Annotated in this window: 21 protein-coding genes and 1 tRNA gene; 13 read left to right on the plus strand and 9 right to left on the minus strand. The window is 66.7% G+C overall.

Annotated features, from left to right (window positions below):
* Positions 1-37: 37 nt before the first annotated feature.
* Positions 38-1,288, plus strand: a complete 1,251-nt coding sequence (locus HRU76_09065; protein QOJ17721.1) for an anion transporter — start codon at positions 38-40, stop codon at positions 1,286-1,288.
* A 36-nt stretch (positions 1,289-1,324) separates the two neighbouring features.
* Here the strand turns inward: HRU76_09065 and HRU76_09070 are convergent.
* The 3 genes from HRU76_09070 to moaC all read right to left on the minus strand — a co-directional run bounded on the left by HRU76_09070 (position 1,325) and on the right by moaC (position 3,171).
* Positions 1,325-1,397, minus strand: a tRNA-Gly gene (locus HRU76_09070).
* Positions 1,398-1,455: 58 nt separating this feature from the next.
* Positions 1,456-2,643 (minus strand): hypothetical protein, encoded by a 1,188-nt coding sequence (locus tag HRU76_09075; GenBank protein QOJ17722.1) that lies wholly within the window; start codon positions 2,641-2,643, stop codon positions 1,456-1,458.
* A gap of 66 nt (positions 2,644-2,709) precedes the next feature.
* Positions 2,710-3,171 (minus strand): cyclic pyranopterin monophosphate synthase MoaC, encoded by a 462-nt coding sequence (gene moaC / locus HRU76_09080; GenBank protein QOJ17723.1) that lies wholly within the window; start codon positions 3,169-3,171, stop codon positions 2,710-2,712.
* A gap of 267 nt (positions 3,172-3,438) precedes the next feature.
* On the opposite strand from moaC, the gene HRU76_09085 reads away from it, so the two are divergent.
* Positions 3,439-4,827 carry a hypothetical protein gene (locus HRU76_09085; protein ID QOJ17724.1) on the plus strand — a complete coding sequence of 463 codons (1,389 nt, stop codon included), beginning with the start codon at positions 3,439-3,441 and terminating at the stop codon, positions 4,825-4,827.
* 128 nt (positions 4,828-4,955) lie between these two features.
* Here the strand turns inward: HRU76_09085 and HRU76_09090 are convergent, their stop codons facing one another.
* Entirely contained in the window at positions 4,956-5,162 is a 207-nt protein-coding gene (locus HRU76_09090; protein QOJ17725.1) for a hypothetical protein, read from the minus strand.
* Between the two features lie 527 nt (positions 5,163-5,689).
* Between HRU76_09090 and HRU76_09095 the strand changes: the two genes are divergently transcribed.
* The 5 genes from HRU76_09095 to HRU76_09115 all read left to right on the plus strand — a co-directional run bounded on the left by HRU76_09095 (position 5,690) and on the right by HRU76_09115 (position 9,311).
* The gene (locus HRU76_09095; GenBank protein ID QOJ17726.1) at positions 5,690-6,208 is read left to right on the plus strand and encodes a hypothetical protein; all 519 of its coding nucleotides are present in this window, start codon (positions 5,690-5,692) and stop codon (positions 6,206-6,208) included.
* A 53-nt stretch (positions 6,209-6,261) separates the two neighbouring features.
* Positions 6,262-6,900, plus strand: a complete 639-nt coding sequence (locus tag HRU76_09100) for a hypothetical protein (protein ID QOJ17727.1) — start codon at positions 6,262-6,264, stop codon at positions 6,898-6,900.
* Between the two features lie 134 nt (positions 6,901-7,034).
* Positions 7,035-8,489: a sigma-54-dependent Fis family transcriptional regulator gene (locus HRU76_09105; protein ID QOJ17728.1), complete on the plus strand. Its 1,455-nt coding sequence runs from the start codon at positions 7,035-7,037 to the stop codon at positions 8,487-8,489.
* 231 nt (positions 8,490-8,720) lie between these two features.
* The gene (locus tag HRU76_09110; GenBank protein QOJ17729.1) at positions 8,721-8,933 is read left to right on the plus strand and encodes a hypothetical protein; all 213 of its coding nucleotides are present in this window, start codon (positions 8,721-8,723) and stop codon (positions 8,931-8,933) included.
* Between the two features lie 54 nt (positions 8,934-8,987).
* Entirely contained in the window at positions 8,988-9,311 is a 324-nt protein-coding gene (locus HRU76_09115; protein QOJ17730.1) for an HPF/RaiA family ribosome-associated protein, read from the plus strand.
* 183 nt (positions 9,312-9,494) lie between these two features.
* On the opposite strand, the gene HRU76_09120 is transcribed toward HRU76_09115, so the two are convergent.
* Positions 9,495-10,121, minus strand: a complete 627-nt coding sequence (locus HRU76_09120; GenBank protein ID QOJ17731.1) for a VCBS repeat-containing protein — start codon at positions 10,119-10,121, stop codon at positions 9,495-9,497.
* Between the two features lie 24 nt (positions 10,122-10,145).
* The gene (locus HRU76_09125; GenBank protein QOJ17732.1) at positions 10,146-10,502 is read right to left on the minus strand and encodes a hypothetical protein; all 357 of its coding nucleotides are present in this window, start codon (positions 10,500-10,502) and stop codon (positions 10,146-10,148) included.
* 152 nt (positions 10,503-10,654) lie between these two features.
* Here HRU76_09125 and HRU76_09130 point away from each other — a divergent pair, with 152 nt between their 5' ends.
* The 3 genes from HRU76_09130 to HRU76_09140 all read left to right on the plus strand — a co-directional run bounded on the left by HRU76_09130 (position 10,655) and on the right by HRU76_09140 (position 13,456).
* Entirely contained in the window at positions 10,655-11,677 is a 1,023-nt protein-coding gene (locus tag HRU76_09130) for a 2-hydroxyacid dehydrogenase (GenBank protein ID QOJ17733.1), read from the plus strand.
* Between the two features lie 54 nt (positions 11,678-11,731).
* Complete coding sequence (gene rsmD / locus HRU76_09135; GenBank protein QOJ17734.1) at positions 11,732-12,328, plus strand: 16S rRNA (guanine(966)-N(2))-methyltransferase RsmD; 597 nt, start codon at positions 11,732-11,734, stop codon at positions 12,326-12,328.
* Positions 12,329-12,454: 126 nt separating this feature from the next.
* A complete protein-coding gene (locus HRU76_09140) occupies positions 12,455-13,456 on the plus strand; it encodes a hypothetical protein (GenBank protein ID QOJ17735.1) in 1,002 nt (333 codons plus the stop codon).
* 3 nt (positions 13,457-13,459) lie between these two features.
* On the opposite strand, the gene HRU76_09145 is transcribed toward HRU76_09140, so the two are convergent.
* A complete protein-coding gene (locus HRU76_09145) occupies positions 13,460-14,428 on the minus strand; it encodes an SDR family NAD(P)-dependent oxidoreductase (protein ID QOJ17736.1) in 969 nt (322 codons plus the stop codon).
* A 33-nt stretch (positions 14,429-14,461) separates the two neighbouring features.
* Positions 14,462-15,247: a type II secretion system protein gene (locus HRU76_09150; protein QOJ17737.1), complete on the minus strand. Its 786-nt coding sequence runs from the start codon at positions 15,245-15,247 to the stop codon at positions 14,462-14,464.
* 323 nt (positions 15,248-15,570) lie between these two features.
* On the opposite strand from HRU76_09150, the gene HRU76_09155 reads away from it, so the two are divergent.
* Both HRU76_09155 and HRU76_09160 read left to right on the plus strand, forming a co-directional pair.
* Positions 15,571-16,176 carry a sigma-70 family RNA polymerase sigma factor gene (locus HRU76_09155; GenBank protein ID QOJ17738.1) on the plus strand — a complete coding sequence of 202 codons (606 nt, stop codon included), beginning with the start codon at positions 15,571-15,573 and terminating at the stop codon, positions 16,174-16,176.
* An 88-nt stretch (positions 16,177-16,264) separates the two neighbouring features.
* Complete coding sequence (locus tag HRU76_09160) at positions 16,265-17,101, plus strand: hypothetical protein (GenBank protein ID QOJ17739.1); 837 nt, start codon at positions 16,265-16,267, stop codon at positions 17,099-17,101.
* A gap of 97 nt (positions 17,102-17,198) precedes the next feature.
* On the opposite strand, the gene HRU76_09165 is transcribed toward HRU76_09160, so the two are convergent.
* The gene (locus tag HRU76_09165; GenBank protein ID QOJ17740.1) at positions 17,199-19,151 is read right to left on the minus strand and encodes an ABC-F family ATP-binding cassette domain-containing protein; all 1,953 of its coding nucleotides are present in this window, start codon (positions 19,149-19,151) and stop codon (positions 17,199-17,201) included.
* Between the two features lie 323 nt (positions 19,152-19,474).
* On the opposite strand from HRU76_09165, the gene HRU76_09170 reads away from it, so the two are divergent.
* Positions 19,475-19,711, plus strand: coding sequence for a hypothetical protein (locus HRU76_09170; GenBank protein ID QOJ17741.1), 237 nt, complete (start codon positions 19,475-19,477; stop codon positions 19,709-19,711).
* The last annotated feature ends 89 nt before the right edge of the window (positions 19,712-19,800 follow it).

The raw sequence follows: 19,800 nt of genomic DNA on the forward strand, positions 1-19,800 counted from the left end.
ACAACGTCAAGGGCGATGCGGCTACGCTTTCCACCGCATGGATCCCTCCGCAAACGCCGCCGTCATCATCGTGTTCATGCTCGTCTATGCGGGCATGATTCTCGGCGGCATTCCGGGGCTGGCGATTGACCGCACGGGTGTTGCGCTGCTGGGGGCGATCGCTCTGCTGGCGTTCGGCGCCGTCTCCATCGATGACGCCTGGCGCGCGGTGGACGTGCCCACCATCGCCCTGCTGCTGGGTTTGATGGTCGTCTCGGCCCAGTTCCGCCTGGGAGGGGTGTACACGCGGCTGACCCAGCGCATCGCCGGCGCGAACATGCCGCCTCCGCGACTGCTTGGCGTGCTGATCGGCGTGTCCGGCGCGCTCTCGGCGGTGCTGGCCAACGACATCGTCTGTCTCGCGGTCGCCCCGATTCTCATCGATGGCTGCCTCAGGCGTCGTCTCAACCCGCTGCCGTTCCTGCTTGGGCTGGCATGCGCCAGCAACGTCGGCTCCGCCGCCACCCTGATCGGCAACCCGCAGAACATGCTCATCGGGCAGACGCTGCGACTTTCGTTCGGGGGGTACCTCATCGACGCCCTGGCGCCGTCGATGATCGGACTGGGCATCGTGTGGGGCGTGATCGCGTGGTGCTACCGCGGTCGATGGATGCTCGACTCGATCGGGACGCCGGTCGCGGGCGAAACCGTCATCTCGCCGCAGCCCTTCGACCGCTGGCAGGCGGCCAAGGGCGTGGCAGTCGTGACGGCGCTGATGGGGTTGTTTCTGTTCGCCCCCTGGCCGCGCGAGGTGGTGGCCCTGGGGGCGGCGGGCGTGCTGCTTCTGAGCAGGAAGATGGCGTCGCGCCAGATGCTGTCGCTGGTGGATTGGCAGCTGCTGATTCTGTTCGTGGGGCTGTTCATCGTCAATCACGCGGTCGCCGCGAGCGGCCTGCTTGACACACTGATGGGTGGCGTGGGTCACGCGGGCATTGACCCCGCCCGGCCCGCCTGGCTGTTCGTCGTGGTGGCGGTGCTTTCGAACCTGGTCTCCAATGTGCCCGCAGTAATGCTGCTGCTGCCCGTGGCGGATCACCCGATGTCCGGCGCGGTGCTGGCGCTCTCCAGCACGCTGGCGGGAAACCTCATCATCGTCGGCTCGATCGCCAACATCATCGTGGTCGATCAGGCGGCCCGGCTGGGCGTGCGGGTGTCATGGATCGAGCACGCGCGCGTGGGCGTGCCGGTCACGATTCTGACCCTGGGCGTGGCGGGCGGCTGGCTGCTGCTTCTTGCGACGCTGAGGTGACGCGGCGCGGGGACGCGCCCCTGCGGCTCTCGTCAAAGCGGGCGACCGGATTCGAACCGGCGACATACAGCTTGGAAGGCTGTCACTCTACCAACTGAGTTACGCCCGCGCGTGGTCGATGCTAGGGGGGGAGCATGCGGGCCGACAACAGAGCGGAGGAGCTGCAGCTACGGGCCGATCGCATCCAGGATGACCTGCCAGGTTGTCTCGTCCAGGGCGAAGGGCGTCACGCCGCGCGACAGCCACCCCTGCACCGCCTCGGTGGTCGCCGCACTGACCAGGACGTTGACTTCCGCGCGGCTGTCGCTGGTCCACCCATCGGGCAAGAGCAAGGCGCCGGACGGGTACGCAAGTGGAGCGTGAGATACGTCATCGGCGTCGGGAGCCGTGGGCGTGGCGCCGGCGGGGCTGACGACGACGACGTGCAGGGGCGTGGCCTCCCGAATCGCCTGGGCCAGCGCGAGAGCCGCCTCGCGGTGGCCCGGCGCGTCGGCGTGCTCCAGCCACAGTTCATGGATTCCCGATGCCGCCAGCGGGCGAGCCACCTGGTCGATGGCCAGACGTCGATGCCGTGCGTTGCCGGGGTCGAAGGGTTCAAGCGGGGCTGCCGAGCTGGCGTCAATGGATTGCCACGACGCGGGGATCATCGCGCCCATGGCCACGCCCACGGTCGCGCCGGGGTGCTCGTTGACGAACCGCGCCGCTTCGTCGAGAAAGATGCGGCGACGCCAGGGGTGCTTGTCAACCCACGTTCCGCTGACGAGCTGCCGTCCGTCCAGGGCGCTGAGACCGGCCAATCCACCCCCCGGATCCGCTCCCATCGCGCCGCCCGGACGACGCCAGATCACCCGCACGAAACCCACCCGCTGGTGAAAGCGATCCGCCTGTTCGTATCGACGCCGGAGGAAGTCGCGTGACGCCGCGGCGCTGCGCCACTGATCCTCGATCAACCCGAAAGGATTGGCGGCGGTGGGGGCGTCGCCGGCGCAGTCGAAAACCAGCCCCGGTCGTCGATCCGGTCGCCAGTCCGGTGTCGCAGCTTGGATGTCGCGGGTGGAGCCGCGCTCAACCAGCCGCTGCTCCAGGGCGTCGAGGCGAGACTCGATGCTCCGCATCGCCTGGCGCAGTTCACTCAGAACCGCCGTGTCCGTCGTGCGAGGGCCGCTTGCGCCGCCGGGATGCGTGGGCGGGTCGATGGCGTTCAGTCGCTCCTCGATGCGGGCGAGGCGGCGTTCCTCCGCGGACGCCTCCCGCCGCGACGGACTGACGCCGGACTCGCAGCCCAGCGGCAGCACGAGCACGATCGCGCCGAGACAGGTCATCCACGTGGATCGCGTACTTCCCATGATTGCCATGTGATCATCGCACTCCGCGGGCATCATACTCGGATGAACCGACCAGCCGTCGCCGTCGCGGACTGTTCACTCAGGCGGCGACTTGGTCTTCGCCACCAGCCGCACACCCTCGATCGACATGCCCTTGTCCACCGCCTTGGTCATGTCGTACAGGGTGAGGGCGGCGACCGCGACGGCGGTGAGCGCCTCCATCTCCACACCCGTCCGCGCGGTGATCGTGGCGCGGGCGATGATCCGCACCCGGTCCGGCGCGGCTCGCTCGAAGTCCACCGACACCGCGTCAAGCGGCAGCGTATGGCAGAGCGGGATCAGTTCATCGCAGCGCTTGGCCGCCTGGATGCCCGCGACCCGCGCGGCGGCCAACGGCTCGCCCTTGGGCAGGTCGCCCGAAAAGAGGCGGTCGAGCGTGCCTGGTTGAGCGACGAGGAAGCCCTCCGCCACCGCCGTGCGGTGCTGGACCGGCTTGCCCCCCACGTCCACCATGGTGAGCCGGCCGCGATCATCGAGGTGCGAGAGCCGTTCGGTCATGTGGTGGTGGTTCGGCCGACAGATCCGGCGCCGGGGGGCAATCCGGACGAAAAAAAGGCGGACGCCGCCCGGCCACTCTGCGCCGATCCAGGCAGCGCCGCCTTCGTTCGGGACACGCCAGGCGAACGTCGCGGACAACACCCCTGGAACACTCGGAATGTAGCATGATGGGTTCGATTCGTCCAGACAGGTGAGAGGTCTTCCCGCATGTGAACGAGGTGGCGAGGTCTGGCGGTGGGATTGATGTCCGACCTACAGTCCCGGTTCATGACTCGACCTTCCCCGGCCAATCCTCGGATACCGCCGCGACAGGCCCGGGACGCCGTGGCTCAGCGCCTGGCTGACCGCTGTCGGTGCTTCCCCGACCTTCCGCTTGAACCGATGGATGTGGGGGGCCTGGATGACCGTGAGCAGGCGCTGGCGCGGGCCATTGATCATGCCGTCACCCGACACTGGCTGACGCTGGTGGCCGTTGTTCAGTCCCGCCTTTCACGCCCGTGGGAGGAACTCGAACCGGATTTGCAGGCGATTCTGCTCACCGGGGCGGCCCAGTTGCTCACGATGGACCGGCTGCCCGACCACGCCGTGGTCAACCACGCCGTCGAATGGACGCGCCGGCACGGCCAGGCGCGGGCCGCCGGGCTCGTCAACGCCGTTCTTCGGGCGGTCGTCCGGTTACGCGCCGGCCACGAAACCCCCGCCGCAGGCGCCGCCATCGGCGAGGTGGACGAGTCGGCGCAGCGATCGACGTTTCCGCTGTCGGATGGTCGCCTGGCCCAGCTCCACGAGCCGGTCTTCGCCCGTGAGCCGGTCCGCCGTCTGGCGCAGCGGACAAGCCACCCTGAACCGCTGCTGCACGAGTGGATCAACATGTTCGGCGTGGACCAGGCCACGCGCCTGGCGTGGCACGATGTCACGCAGCCGCCTCTGCTGCTGCGCCGCGATGGCGACCCGTCCGCCGCCTCCGAGACGCCGCCTGGCACACGGCCCCATCGTGAGCCGGGCTGTCTGATCTACACCGGGCCGCACGGCGGTCTGTCGCGGCTCCTCGAAGCCCACCCGAACCTGTCGGTGCAGGATCCGGCCAGCGCCATCCCCGTCACCCTGACTGGCGGCCTGCGACCCGCGCTCATCGTGGACCTGTGCGCCGGGCTGGGCACCAAGACGCGGCAACTGGCGCGGCTGCACCCGGAGGCGCGCATCGTGTGCAGCGACGCCGACCCCGCCCGATTGGACGCGCTGCGGTCCACCTTCCGGGGGAGCGACCGAGTGGCCGTTCTTGCGCCGGGAGACCTGCTGCGCTTCGCCGGGCAATGCGATCTCGTCGTGCTGGATGTGCCGTGCAGCAACACGGGCGTGCTGCCGAGACGGCTGGAGGCACGGTACCGCTTCAACGCCGAGCGACTGGCGGAACTCGTCTCGCTGCAGCGGGGGATCATCGCCGACGGGCTGCGTCTGCGTGCGCCGGGCGGCTCGATTCTCTACGCCACCTGCTCGCTGGAGCCGGCGGAAAACGAGCGGCAGGCCGCGTGGATCGAGCAGTGGCACCCACTGAAACGCGCAAATGAGCGGTTCACCCTGCCCCAGGGCCTGCCCGGCGCCGACCCGGCCGAGTACCGAGACGGCGGGTACGCGGCACTGCTGGGGCCGGTGTGATGCGACCGGTCAATCAACGCAAAACGCCCCCGGCTCGTCAAGCCGGGGGCGGGTGCTGCCGGATCGCGTCTGGATCAAGAGGCCATCGGGGTGGTGGTGGTGGGGGGAGTCAGGCGCGGGCGTGGGCGTCATTGATGGACGCGAATCTCCAGGATCGCCTCGTTGGACTGCCAGAGTTCGGGATCCCACCACGATCCCATCGAGTAGATGCCCTCGGGATCCTGATGCTCCAGCGTCAGCGTGCCCATGTACACCACCACCGCGCTGGCCTCGTTGGGCGTCATGGTGATGGTGATCGTGTCGCAGAAATCGACGAATCGATGTGTCAATGACAAGCAGCATAGATCGTTCATCCTACAGGCAGTAGAATATTATGTTCGACGTGCTCGGGCCGAGGCCACGGCGGTTTCGTTGACTGGCTTGTTGGGCGGTCCCATGGAGATCAACTGGGTGCCGGAGGCCGTCGGTGGATTGAATCCGTAGCCGATGACGGGGGCGAGGAGTGAGGCGACGCACGCAATGGTTCCATTGATGAACATGATGCTCTCCCGAGAAAAAGAGGATTGACGACATCCCTGAGCCGCTGTAGATTACTGAAGTCCTCCAATCGGTCAAGCGCGTCGAACGGGCTCTGTGGAAGGATTGAAGGATTGTGGAAATGTGGATCCGCACATGTCTTTGCGTCACAGGTGCTGCCACCAGCATGGCCTGCGCCCCAATCGGTTCAGCAGATGTGTTGTTGAACCAGCCCCATGACGGACTGAATGACATCTTGTCGTTCTGGCACCCTGTGGCAGGGTTCCAGACAGGCGATGACTACACACCAGCACGCCCGACACGAGTCACTTCGGTCACGTTCTGGATGATCGCCACATGGCCCAACGTGCCGCACAACTGGTCCTTCGCCGTCCATCGGTCAAATGAAGGCGAGCATCCGCTTGGCTTTGCGCCCGTGTACCCGTGGTTCCACTTCCAGACGGGGCCATCGAGCGTCACCGACCTGGGTGACTGGGCGGGGCGCGCGGGTACGCACCTCTTCGAGGTGCGATTCGATGATGTGAATCTGCTCCTCGACCCTGCGGACTCCGTGCAGGGCACCTTCTGGTTCTCCCCCGGCGGGTGGACGCAGAATACGAACATCACGAAGTCGTGGTGGATGACAGCAGGAAATGGTGTCATCAACGGCAACGAGACGTGGGGAAAGCAATATCCGATTTTCCAGTATCCTGGGTGGTTACCAATCAGTTTCTACGGCGATCCTCCCAGCGACTACGCCATGCGGATCGAGGGGGTGGTGATCCCCGCGCCATGGTCCGTGGCGGCCCTGGGCTTCATGCTCTGGGGCACGCGATCGGCCCGGCGGCGGAGCGAGGGGTACTGACGTCGTCCAAGCCGTCAAACGGTGAGAATGATCGCTGTGGAAGGATTGTGGACATGTGGATCACCATTCTTCGTACCATGATTCTGTTCATTGGGGTCTTGTACGGAGTCTCAACCGGCGCGGATGTGCTCCTGGAGCAGCGCCACGACACGAACAACCAAGTGCTTTCCTTCTGGCATCCAGTCGCAGGTTTCCAGGCAGGCGACGACTACATCCCTTCCCGCCGCACGCGCATCACCTCGGTCACCTTCTGGATGATCGCCACGTGGCCTGAGGTGCCCTACAACTGGTCCTTCGCAGTTCACCGGTCCACGACCGACCATAGTTTCTTCGACTTTGCGCCCGAGTACCCGTGGTTCCACTTCCAGACGGGGCCAACGAGCGTCATCGATCTGGGCGATTGGGCGGGCCGGGCGGGCACGCACTTGTTCGAGGTGCGATTCGATAATGTGGACCTGATCCTCGACCCCGCGGATTCGGAACAGGGCACCTTCTGGTTCTCACCCGGCGGATGGACGCAAAACACCAACATCAGCAAGTCGTGGTGGCTGACGGCTGGAAATGGTGTGGTCAACGGGAATGAGACGTGGGGAAAGCACTACCCGTTGTACCAGTTCCCGGGGTGGCTTCCATTGAGCAATTACGGCCCCCCCCCCCCAGCGACTACGCCATGCGGATCGAGGGCGTGGTGATCCCCGCGCCATGGTCCGCGGCGGCCTTGGGCCTCATGCTCTTCGGCGCGGCCCCCGCCCGGCGGCGGCGCCGTCAGTGGGCGGATCGGCCATCGATCTGACGATCCACGCTGCCTCAGCCGTAGAATCCGCCGATGAAGCACACCGTGGCCCTGGTGGGAGGCGATCGACGGCTGGCGCGCGACCTGGCGGCGGCCTGTGCCGCGCTCGAAGCGGAACTAGTTGAACTCGCGTCAGTCGAGGCGCCCGAGGGCGACGCTCTCGACCCCGACCTGGTCGTGGTGCGCGACCGGGCCTTCGCCGCGGCGCGCGTGAGATGGCCCTCGGCGGGGGCGATCATTTTCGGCCCCGCGGCGGACAGCGGGCAGGTCATCGAGGCCATCAAGCACGGGGCCATCGACTGCATCGTCACGCCCGCCACCCCCGAGTCGCTGGCGCGGCAACTGCGCGAGGCGCTGCGCGTCAGCCGCGGCATCCAGATGCCGGTGGTGGCCCAGGAGCCGGAAGCCCGTCCCAGCCGGCGCGTGGACGAGATCGTGGGCCAGTCGCCCGCGATGAAGCAGGTGTACAAACTCATCGGGCTGATCGCGCCGCGCGACATCAACGTGCTCATCACCGGCGAGAGCGGCACGGGCAAGGAACTGGTGGCCCGCGCCATCCTGCAGCACAGCCCGCGGCGCACGCGGGCGTTTCTGGCGGTGAACTGCGCGGCGATCCCCGAAACGCTGCTCGAGAGCGAACTCTTCGGCCACGAGCGGGGCGCGTTCACGGGCGCCGACGCGCGGCGCATCGGCAAGTTCGAGCAGTGCGACGGCGGCACGATCTTCCTCGACGAGGTGGGCGACATCCCCCTGCCCACGCAGGCCAAACTGCTGCGCGTGCTGCAGGAGCAGGCGTTCCAGCGGCTGGGGGGCAGCGCGACCATCCGCACCGACGTGCGCATCATCGCCGCGACGCATCAGCCGCTGGAGAAACTCATCGCCGAGCGCCGCTTCCGACAGGATCTGTACTACCGGCTCAAGGTGGCGACCATCCACGTGCCTCCACTGCGCGAGCGCGAGGTGGACGCGGTGCTGCTGGCGCATTACTTCGTGACGCGCTACGCGGCGGACTTCGGCGCGGGCATCCAGTCCTTCTCGCCCGAAGTGCTGCCCATGCTGCTGCGATATCCCTGGCCCGGCAACGTGCGCGAACTGGAGAACACCATCAAGGCGGCGCTGGTGATGGCCCGCGGCTCGGTGATGCTGCCGGAGTTTCTGCCCGAACACATCCGCTCGTGGCGCGGAGACAGTGCGACGCCATCGGTGTCACCCGCGAACGAGGCGATGATCGCCGCACACGCGCCGGCGACGCCGGGCGGCATCGACGACGCGCTCGGCGAATGGTCGCGCTCGCTGATCGGCCGCGGCGATCTGGAGGGGCGGGTGATGGAGCACGCCGTGGCGCAGGTGGAGCGCGAGGTGCTGCTGGCTGCACTGCGCGAGTCGCGGGGGCGGATCGCTCCGGCGGCGAGGCGTCTGGGCGTCAGCCGGGCCACGTTGCGCCGGAAGATGGAAGAGCACGGCATCCAGATCGGGCCGTCGGCTTGAGCCAATGGGACGGCAGGCCGATCGCCGATTTGTGTCTAGATGAACCATTCTGAAACATGATGTTCCACTTCTGGATGATGGATCAGGCAGGCGGGTCGGTCGGTAAAGATATTGCAGGTCTTTGTTTTTCAATGATTTGCACGATTTTTGCGAGTCGATCGATTCCGGTTGGACTTGGCACGTCCCTTGATACTCCTCCTCGTACCACCACGGAGGTTGCGAGGACGTGTCATGGAAGCCGAACGCCGCGTCATCGAGAGTCAGCGTGATCCCGACTCCGCCCGGTCCGGGGCTCAAGGGCCTCGGGAGCCCGTCATGTCGAACCTGCGGCGGTTTGGCGCTTCCGTCCCTTCGCCCGCGCTGGGGTTGCGCCTGTCGCAGGTCCACCGTCCGGAGTCGGCGGGTTTCGTACCCTCGCCCTACCTGTGGCGGATCGCGTTCTGAATGTTCACCCACCCCAAGGATGGCCGCACCGCGCTGTGCGGCCGGAGGTACTCCATGCAACTGCTGATTCAAGGAACGAACGTTCGCCTGACCGACGCCATCCAGGTTCACGCCGAGCAGTCGTTGCGCGGCGCGCTGTCGCGCGTGATGGATCGTGTGCAGGGCGTGATGGTGCGCGTGATGGACGTGAACGGGCCCAAGGGCGGCATCAACAAGCGCTGCAAGGTGCGCGTGGACCTGCTTGACGGACGGTCCATGCTGCTGGAGGAGACGGACGACGACCTCTACCGCGCCATCGCCCGCGTCGCGGGACGGGCGAAGCGCGTGGTCATCAAGGAGATTCGGCGGCTGCGCGACCTGCGCCGGCGCGCGGCGTGATGCGCGCGATGAGGGGGGATCATCGGATCGGGTGGGACGTCCGATCCATTGGTCGCGGGCGATGCGCCCGCACCGCCGCAGACGGGGCGCCTACGCCACCCAGTGATTTTGGCGGCGCGGGCGTGCCCGTCTGCAGCGCAATCTATGAGGCAGGCCTCTTTCCTGTTGTCCCTGTTCCAGCGGTCACTTCCGCAGAAAGACGTAGACGTTGCCGATCAGCTTGTCGCCCACCTGCTCGCAGTTGCCCACCAGCAGGTCGAGCTTGCCGTCGTTGTTCCAGTCGGCGGTTTCCACGCGAACGCGGAAGCCGGGGACAAGGTTCTTCTCCTTGCCCGGCACGATGGGCACGCCCGGCTCGAAGGTGGGCAGGCCATCGCCATCGCGCTGGCCCGTGCCGCGGAAGAACGTGACGCCGGCCCACTCGTCGCCCACGACCAGGTCGAGCACGCCGTCGCCGTCCCAGTCCACCGGCAGGGGGTCGGACTTGTGATTCACCTTCACCGGCTTGCCGGTCGAGAGCATGAGCGGCCTGCGCAGCCCGAACTTGGGCTTCTTCGCGTCGCCGGTGTTGAGGTTGTAGAAGACGTCGCCCGAAACGTTGCCCACCACCATGTCCAGGTCGCCGTCGCCATCCAGGTCGGCGAAGTTGGCGCAGGCCATCCACGTGCGCATCTCGTTGTGATCGACGCCGATTTCCTCGATCGGCGCGCCCTTCTTGAAGCCGCTCGTCGAGCCGGCGAAGAAGGTGACCACGCCGGGGGAATAGCGGCCCGAGATCACGTCCACGTGTCCGTCGCCGTTGAGATCCACAAACTGTGGATCGAACCCGATGCATCAGCTGGGGGGTACGTGGGCATCCACCCCGCCCGCCTGCAGCCATGTGAAGTCGCTGAAGGCGGGCTGGTCATCCGTCCCCACGTTCAGGTACACGCGGGCCTTGCCGCTGGCGAACTGGCCGACGACGAGATCCTTCTTGCCGTCCTTGTTGAAGTCGATGACGAAGGGGGCGGCGTGGCCCACGTCCACGGCGATCGGAGCGCCGGAGGCCTCGACCTTGAACGGCTCGGCGAGGACGGGGAGCGGTCTGGCCGACTCTGATGCGGCAGGCGGCTGCTGCGCGAGAGACTGCGACGCGAGCGCCGATGTCCCGAGCACCAGCGGCAGACGAATGAGGGTTGGAACGCTCCGCATGATGGATGTCTCCCGTTATCCTGGCGGATCGGAGAGCGGACAGGCGTACCGACGCGACATGCGATCGGTCACGGGCCATAGTCTAGCATCATATCGTTCGTCCGGTCGATCAGCGTTGCACCCGGCGTCGCCTCGTGACGCCGAACCCACCCATGACCCGCATCGCCATCTATTCCGTCAAACGCTACGAGCGACCCTACCTCGAGGCAGCCAACGCCTTGCCGGGGGCCGGGCACGCCCTCACGCTGCTCGAGCACCGGCTGGAGGCATCCACGTCGCCGCTGGCGTCGGGCCATGAGGCGGCGGCCATCTTCGCCAATGACGACGCCTCGGCCCCCGTGCTGCGGGCATTGCATGCGGGGGGCGTGCGGCTTCTGGCGCTGCGCTCCGCGGGATTCAATCATGTGGACATCGAGGAGGCGGAAAGGTTGGGGCTGACCGTCCTGCGCGTGCCGGCCTACAGCCCCTACGCGGTCGCCGAGCACGCGGTGGGGCTGATGCTCACGCTCAACCGCAAGTTCCACCGCGCCTACGCCCGCGTGCGCGAGCAGAACTTCTCGCTGGACGGACTGATGGGCTTCGACATGCACGGCCGCACCGCGGGAGTGGTCGGCACGGGCAAGATCGGAGAGGCGGTGTGCCGCATCCTCACCGGGTTCGGCTGCCGCATGCTCGCCAGCGACCCGGCTCCGAACCCGGCGTGCGAACGGCTGGGCGTGCGATATGTCCCGTTGGATCAGCTGCTGTCAGAGTCGGACATCATCACGCTCCAGTGTCCGCTCACGCCGGGCACGCGCCACCTCATCAACGAGCGCACGCTCGCCCGCATGAAGCGCGGCGTGATGCTCATCAACACCAGTCGCGGCGCGGTCATTGATACGCGGGCGCTCATCGCCGCGCTCAAGCGGGGGCACGTGGGGTCCGTCGGGCTGGATGTCTACGAGGAGGAGGCGGACCTCTTCTTCAAGGATCTTTCCGACCAGGTGATCCAGGACGACGTGTTCACCCGCCTTCTGACCTTTCCCAACGTGGTCATCACCGCTCACCAGGGGTTTTTCACGCACGAGGCGGTGAAGGCGATCGCCGAGACGACCATTGGCAACGTGACGGACTTCGCGGCGGGGACTATCCGCGAGGAAAACCGTGTGACCACGCGGCTGGTCGTCGGACGCTGAGCGCTCCTGACGAGGGGGCGTCGATGTCCGCGACGGAACCACCTACCCTCACCCATGCTCCGCATCCTCGGCGGCGAGTTCCGATCCCGCGTCATTGCCGGCCCCATCGGCGACCAGACCACGCGGCCCATGGCCTCGCGCGTCAAGGAGTCGATCTTCAACATCCTGCGCGGCTGGTTCGACGACGCCAACGTGCTCGACCTCTTCGCCGGCGTGGGCACGATGGGGCTGGAGGCGGTCAGCCGCGGCGCCAGGCGCGTTCTCATGGTCGAGCAGAGCCGCCAGAGTTTCCGCGTTCTGGAGCAGAACATCGCCGCGCTTCAGTGCGCCGACCGCGCCGAGGCGGTGCAGGGCGACGCCTTCTCGCCGCTGGTGCTGGCCCGCGCGCCCAGGCCCGTTCACGTGGTCTTCGTCGATCCGCCCTACCGGATGATCGAGGATGATCGCGATCGCGAGCGCCTGCTGGCGCGGCTGTCCTCGCTTCGCCCGATCATGGCGGACAAGGGGTTTCTCGTTCTCCGAGCCCCCGGCATGAAGCGGGAGGTGCCGCTGGCGATCGAGGGGTTCAATGGGCCGGAGACTCACGCGTACGGCAGCGATATGCGGGTTCACTTCTACATGCCGCATACCCACGCGGAACTGTCGGAGTGACGAGAGGTGACCCCGGGCCGTGTTGCATGCAGCATGACGACCCGTGAGTGGATCGCCGTGCTCCCGGCGCACCATGTCTGATGGGAGTCGGCGGGAATGACGGCTCGCCCGCCCTACCCTTGGCCCATGATGAACGCACGCCCGTTGCGCACGGATGTCCGCCCGCGCCGACGCGCGTGGCGTATGTTCGCGTCGGGCGCCGCGCATCTGCTGGCGGCGGTGCTCTGGGCCGGATTGCTCGCCTGGCTGGCGGGTCGTGTTCTGAACGACCGTTTCGGCTGGAGTCAGTGGTTGTGGTTCGTCCCCACGCCGGCGGCCCTGGCGGCGTCGATGACAGGTCTGGTGCTGGCATGCCGACCGGGCCCATCGCGGGCGAGGCGGAAGCGTCGAATGGCGCTCTGGGCGTGCGTCTTCATCGTTCTGACGGGCTACCTGCTGTTCATCGAGCATCGGTTCCAGCGATCCGACGCCTCGCCGGAAGGCGGCCTGCGGGTGGCGTTCTGGAATCTCTCCTCGCCTGTGGAAGAAGAGGCGGACGCCCACGCCGAGGCGGCGCGGCGACTGACGGGCGACGTGGTCATCCTCGCCTCGCCGTCGGGCATTCCCTGGCGCCGGTTCACCGCCCTCACCAGACCGCCAGGCGTGACGCTCGTCTCCACGGGGCTCTTCGCCATCGAAACCCGCCGCGCGGTCACGCGCATTCGTCCGGTGATCCAGCAGGAACGAATGTACGCGGTCATCGTGGAAATCGAGGCCGAGGATTGGCTGGGGCGACCCCTGGTGGTCTGCCTGGCGGACCTGCCTTCCGAGCCGCACGTGTCGAGGATGGGCGTGGCGCAGCGGTTGCACGCCGCACTGGAGCGCGCTGGTGAGCCGGCGCCGGATCTGATCGTGGGCGACCTGAACACCCCGCGAGGCGGGGGAGCGATCAGGCGGCTCTTTCCGACGCTGCGCGAGGCCTTCGACGAGGCGGGGCACGGATGGGGGGCGACCTACCCGCGTGAGCGCCCCCTGTGGCACATTGACCGCGTGTTGCTGGGGCCCGCGGTGAAGGCGATCGACTACGACATCATCGATCCCGGCGTCGGGAGACACCGGGCCCAGGCGGTGACCATCATCAAGCGCTGAACATCACTCGGAGTCGAGCAACCACGCCCACTGACGGACCAGCCCTTCCGCCAGCGGGGTGCGCGGCTCGAAGCCCAGTTCCGATCGGCTGCGTGAAAGGTCGGCGAAGGTGCGCTCCACGTCGCCGGGCTGAGGCGGCTTCCGCTCGATGACGGCGCGGAGTCCGCTGACGCGTTCGATGGCCGCGACCAGGTGCGCCAGCGTGATCGGCGCGGAGCCGCCGAGATTCCAGATGCGGTAGTTGCCGCAGTCCGGCTGCTCGATGCGATCGGCGGCTCGGAGCACACCTTCGATGATGTCGTCGATGAAGGTGTAGTCGCGGCTGGTGGATCCGTCGCCGAAGAGGGTGATGGGCTGGCCCTTCCGCATCCGCCGCATGAAGGTGGCGATGGCCAGGTCAGGCCGCTGCCCCGGTCCGTAGACCGTGAAGAAGCGCAGGCACGCCGCGCGCAGGTTGAACAGGTGCGCGTAGGTGTGCATGAGCAGTTCGCCCGCCTTCTTGGTGGCGGCGTAGGGGCTGATGGGGTGATCGACCGGATCATCCTCGGCGAAGGGCGTCTTGGGGTTATTCCCGTACACGCTGGAACTGGAAGCGAACACGATGGCGCCGCAACCCGCGGTGCGAGCCGCATCCAGCACGGACACCAGGCCGTTGACGTTGACGTCGGCGTAGCGGTGTGGCTGTTCGATGGACGGCCGCACGCCCGCCAGCGCGGCGAGGTGATAAAGGCGCCGGGGTCGATGCGTCGCCATGAGGTGGAACATGGCGTCCCGGTCGCGGATGTCGGCTTCGACGAAGTGGAACCCGTCGCGGGCGATCTCGCGGAGCCGGCGCTCCTTCAGGTCGCGTGGATAGAACGGATCGAAGTTGTCCACGCCGACCACACGCTCGCCACGCCGCAGCAAAGCGGCAGCCAAGTGCGAGCCGATGAAACCGGCGACGCCCGTGATGAGAGAGACCGACGAGGGCATGGAGTGGTCAGGAAGATCGACTCGGTCGGACGATCAGTCGTCGATGATCTCCCAGACCCGCTTGTAGACGGCCTGGCCTGACTCACCGTCCATGGGAGAAATGGGGAGCATGCGGTAGAGCACCTGCCGGTCGTCAAACCGCCAGAAGACCGATCCGTCGCCCATGAGCGAGTTGAAGCCGTTGCGGTGGTTGAAATCGCGCCGGGTGCGCATGCCGTCCACCACGAAGACGCGATAGGCGTCACGATCAAAGTTCATCGCTCGCATGCGGTCGAAGGGATCGACGTCGCCGCGATAGTGGTAGTTGCCGTAGATGATGTCGTCGAGCGTCTCCCACTCGTTGCGGTATCGCTCGAAGTGGTGATCGCCCCGGTGTGCGGGGCAGTAGAAGATGTTCGGCACGTCCACGTACTTGTAGGCGTACAGCAGCCCCAGCCCGTCAAACCCTGAATCGTCGATCTGCAGCGAGTAGGGGCCCAGCATGAAGCGATCGACGTTTCCGTGGCCGATGTGGACGGCCATCATCTCCTGCATGAGGCCCGGCTCGGGCAGATGCACGAACGCGCTGTACGGCAGGCGCCGGTCGCGGTCGGTGGAGTACATCATCATGCCCATGCCCAACTGTCGCATGTTCGAGGCGCTGATGACGCGCTCGGTGTGCTCACGCAGCCCCTGAAGGGCGGGCATGAGAATGGCCGTCATGATGAGCGTAACCGAAATGACGACAACGAGTTCGATGAGACTGAAGGCGCGACGACACCCGGAGCGCAATGCGCCATGCTCCACCCGGGTCATGCTCTTCGGCTCACGTCCCGACATCGACCCACACCCCGTTCCTGCGATATGCACCTGCGACCAACCCCGGCCCACCCCGACTTCCCCCACATCCCTTGATCCTACCACGAGAAGGCAGGGAAGGGTTGCTTGAAACCTGATTCCCCGGGTTCCGTTGCCTTGGATGCGTATCCACGGCGCCAGTTCCGGTCGTCAGGCGGCTCTCAGACCTTGGCATCATACCAGAGTCAAGGGGTCCGTGGCGGAAAAAATCCATTCTTGTCCGCCATCCGCTATACTACCAACATCCTGTCAAGCTGGGTTGTTCGCCCGTCTGTGTGGAAAACAGCCCGGTGGAGCGGCAACCGATGCCCCGGCCCTTCCGAATAGATGATTCGAGGAACCCCGACGCCGTTGAGCAGGGGGACTGGACCCTCATGCAGCGCGTCGCGGAAGGCGACGAGCGGGCCATTGAGGCCCTGTATGACCGGTTCGGCTCCCTCGTGTTCAAGGCGGCGAGGCAGGTGCTTCCCTCGGTCGCGGAGGCCGAGGATGCGGTTCAGGAGGTGTTTGTCCGGCTCTGGCAGTCAGCCGACCGGTTTGATCCGCGCCGGGCGCGGCTGGTGACGTGGGTGATGCTCATCGCCAGGCGTCACCTGATCGATCGTCTCAGGCGTCGGGCCGTCCGACCGACGCCCGGCTCGCTGGAGCAGGAGTGGCAGTCACCGACCGCCGTTCAACCACCGCCGGATCAGGTGCGGGCGACCGACGACCGGAACGCGGAACTTCGCCGGAGGATCGAGGAATTGCCCAAACTTCAACGGGAAGTGATCGAAAAGGCGTATTTTCAAGGATACACGCTCCGGGAGATCAGCGAACAAATGGGGGCGCCGCTGGGCACGATCAAATCGGCTCTCAGCCGAGGGCTCGCCCGGCTGCGGGAGACCACGGAGGCCGATGGGCAGACCGGATAGGTTCGTCGAGTTGGAACCGGGATGGCTTGGGGGAATGGACCAGTAGACCGCTTTGATGACGACACGATGAGATTGACCGGGGAACTCCATGACTGACACCAACCACATTCTGAACCGTGAGGAGCTGCTTCGACTGGCGGCCTTGGATGCGCTTGGACTGCTCGATCAGTTCGAGGCGGAGCACTATTCCCGCTCCTTCCACCACGCACCGGCGGCGGTTCAGGACGAGATTCTGGCTCTTCAGGCCACTGTGGTGAGCGACGAATCGTTCCTTTCGTCCGATAACCCAGACCCTTCGCTTCGTGAGCGGGTGTTGGCCCGAGTCGCCATGGCCATCGAGGAAGAGGCCATGCGGCTGGCGCCGATCGCGTCGATCGGACGCCGCGCCGGGGGAGCGGGTTCCGAGGCCGACCGGGCGTTTGCTCGATCAACCACCCGATGGCGAGCGGCATCGTTCGCCATGGCGGCCTGCCTGGTGGTGGCGCTGTTGCTCTTCCTTGACCTCAACCGTGACTACAAGCAACTGGCGCAGGCAGCCCTCAACAAGGACACGGTGGATCAACTCAAGGTCCTCATCGGTCCGGATTTTGAGTCGTTCATCAGCAACCCCAACGCGGCCCCCAAGGCGATGGTCTCGGTTTCGCCGACCTTCCAGGGCTCGGGCGCCATCTGGGTCAATGGTCAGGCCAGGCAGGCCTTCGTGCTCGGGCTTGGCTTGCCCGAGGGGGGCACGTATACGCTGCGGGCCAGGCGCTCCGATGATGGCGAAACCTTCACCGTCGCCACCTTCTCCAGCGACGGTTTCGTGGCCGGCGTCCGCGTGCCGGGCATCGAGCCCGAACGGTTCGGCGTCGGCGCTCTGGCCGCCGTCACCTGGGAAGTGGTCAATCAGGCCGGCGTGGTGATCCTGACCACCTCGGTGTGATTCTCGCTCATTTCGTCTGCAAGACGTCAGCCGGCGCCGCGAGGCGCCGGTTGTCATGTCGGGCGCCTGGCGTGCCACCATCGCGATGGCGAAATCGTCACTCCGCGGCGCGGCGCGACCACTCAAACTCCAGCGGCTCAAGCTGCGAGGCCAGCTCATCCCGCTGCGATTGCAGGGCGCGGCACTTTCGGCCATCCGTGTAGACGTCCGGATCGAGCAGTTGCGCGTCAATCGCCCTGATGCGGTTCTCCAGCTCCTCGATGCGCGACTCGAGTTGCTCCATTGACCACGATTCCGGATCATCGGACTTGCCGGGCCGCCTGGCGGTCGAGGCGGCGGCTGGGGCGGGGCTTGACCGTGAGGCGGACTTTCGCGCGGCCTTCTCGGCCCGGTCGCGCTCCGCCCTGGCCGCCGCGTCGCGCTTCTCCACCCACTCGGAATACGTGCCGTCGAAGACCGTCGCGCCGCCGTGACCGTCGAGAATGATCAGCCGCTCGCAGCTGCTGTCGAGCAGGGCGCGGTCGTGGGTGATGAGAATCACCGTGCCCTCGTAGCCGCTGTCGCGCGAGAGCGCCTGCTCCAGCCGCTCCGAGGACGGGATGTCGAGATGGTTGGTCGGCTCATCCAGCACCAGCAGGTTGTGCGCGCTGCCGATCAGCCCCGCCAGCACGCAGCGGCTGCGCTCGCCGCCGGAAAGATCGCCCAGCGCCTTTTCCTGATCGCCGCCGGAGAACAGGAACGCTCCGGCCATGTCGCGGGCCTGCTGCTCACTGGCGCGGGAGACGCCGTCCGGCCCCACGATGCGCGAGCGGATGTACTCCCACACCAGCATCGTCGGCTCCAGGTGATCGTGGAGCTGCCGGTAGTACCCCACGTTGAGGCGGCTGCCGATGCGGACGGCGCCCGCGCTCGGCTCGATCTCGCCCAGCATGGTGCGCACCAGCGTGGTCTTGCCCGCGCCGTTGGGCCCGATGATGCCGATGCGCTCGCCGCGCTCGATCACGAGATCAAGATTCTCAAACAGCACCTTGTCGTCGTACCGCTTGGTGAGCCCCTCGGCCACCACCACCAGGTCGCCCGAGCGCTCCACCTTGGGCAGCCGCAGGTTCATCACATCCAGCTCGATGGGACGGTCGATGAGTTCATCGCGCTTGTAGCGGTCCAGCCGCGTCTCGCGCCCCTTGGCCTGCCGCGCCCGCTGCCCCGCCTTGTAGCGGCGGATGAACGCCTCCTCCTGACGGATCTTGTCCTGCTGCTTCTCATAGACGCGCGAGTGCGTCAACTGCCGCTCGCGCCGCAGTTCGATGTACTTCTCGTAGTTGCCGGGGTACTCGCGCACCGAGCCGACTTCGATCTCGATGATGCGGTCCACCACGCGGTCGAGCATCCAGCGGTCGTGCGACACCATCAGCACCGCGCCGTGATACTCGTTGGCGAGGAAGTTCTCCAGCCACTCGCGCCCCGCGATGTCCAGGTGATTCGTCGGCTCATCGAGCAGCAGCAGGTCCGGCTCCTCCAGCAGCAGCCGCGCCAGCCCCAGCCGACCTTTCTGTCCCCCCGAGAGGTTGGCGACCTTCAGCGTGAACTGGTCGTCCGTGAAGCCCAGCCCGTGCAGCGTGGCATCAATCTTGTGGTCGATGGCGTAGCCGCCTGCGGCTTCGATCGCCGCATCCAGTTCCGCCTGGCGGCGCATCAGGCGCTTCAGGTCATCCCCCTGCGCCTCGGCCATGTCGTGGTAGACCTGATGCAATTCCACGTGGAGCCGGTGGAGCTCGGCGAAGGCGCCTTCCGCCGCGTCGCGCAGGGTGTCCTGCGGGTCAAAACTGGGATCCTGGCTCAGATACCCCGCCCGCGCCCCGCGCTGGAGCTGCACCTGCCCGGAATCGGGCTTGATCTGCCCCAGGATGACCTTCATCAGCGTGGTCTTGCCGCACCCGTTGCGCCCGACCATGCCCACCTTCTCCCCCGGCTCGATGGACAGCGTGGCTCCATCCAGCACGATGCTGGAGCCGTAGGCGTGGGAGACGTTGACCAGTGTGAGCAGGGGCATGGGGGTTGGGGGGCAGGGGCTGGGGGCGGAAGTGTATGGGGTATGCACACCCTGCCGTAGTGGATTCCGCGAGACCCCTGGAACACCAGTGCCCCAGGCGTCCCGCCTGTGTCTCGGATCACCAAGCCGATCGTCAGGTGTCCCCCGCCCCGCCCGCGACTGGATGAAATGTGAAGATTCCCTTGACATGGGGGGGGCGCGCCTGTGGTATGCTTGGGTGGTGGTGATCCGCCGCCCCGTTCAGGGGTGATGGCGGGGGGTGATGTTGGTGAGCGGGGGTCAGTCAGTTGGGGTGGTCGCGTGGGGGGGCAGGGGAGGCCGTCGTGCCGATTGCGGCGTTCCAGTTCGACACCTTTCAGAGCATCGCCTCCGATGTGGGTGAGGCGTCGTGGTCGAACCCCGGCAACGGGCAGGAGAGCGATAACGCCTACGCCGCGGCGTTGCTGAGCAGCTTCAGCGCCGCGGTCGTCACCGAGTACCTGGTCTGCACGGGGGCGGACCTCTCCGCGCTGCCCCGGAACATCCGGTTCACGAAGATCGAGGTGAACATCGAGGCCTAGGGCGCGAACAGCGAACTCTTCGAGATTCTCGGCTGCGAGTCGGACGGCTCGGGCGGGCTGACGCTGGGCGGGCTGAACCTGCTGCGGGC

It is taken from the genome of Phycisphaeraceae bacterium (genome assembly GCA_015709595.1).
GTDB lineage: Bacteria > Planctomycetota > Phycisphaerae > Phycisphaerales > SM1A02 > CAADGA01.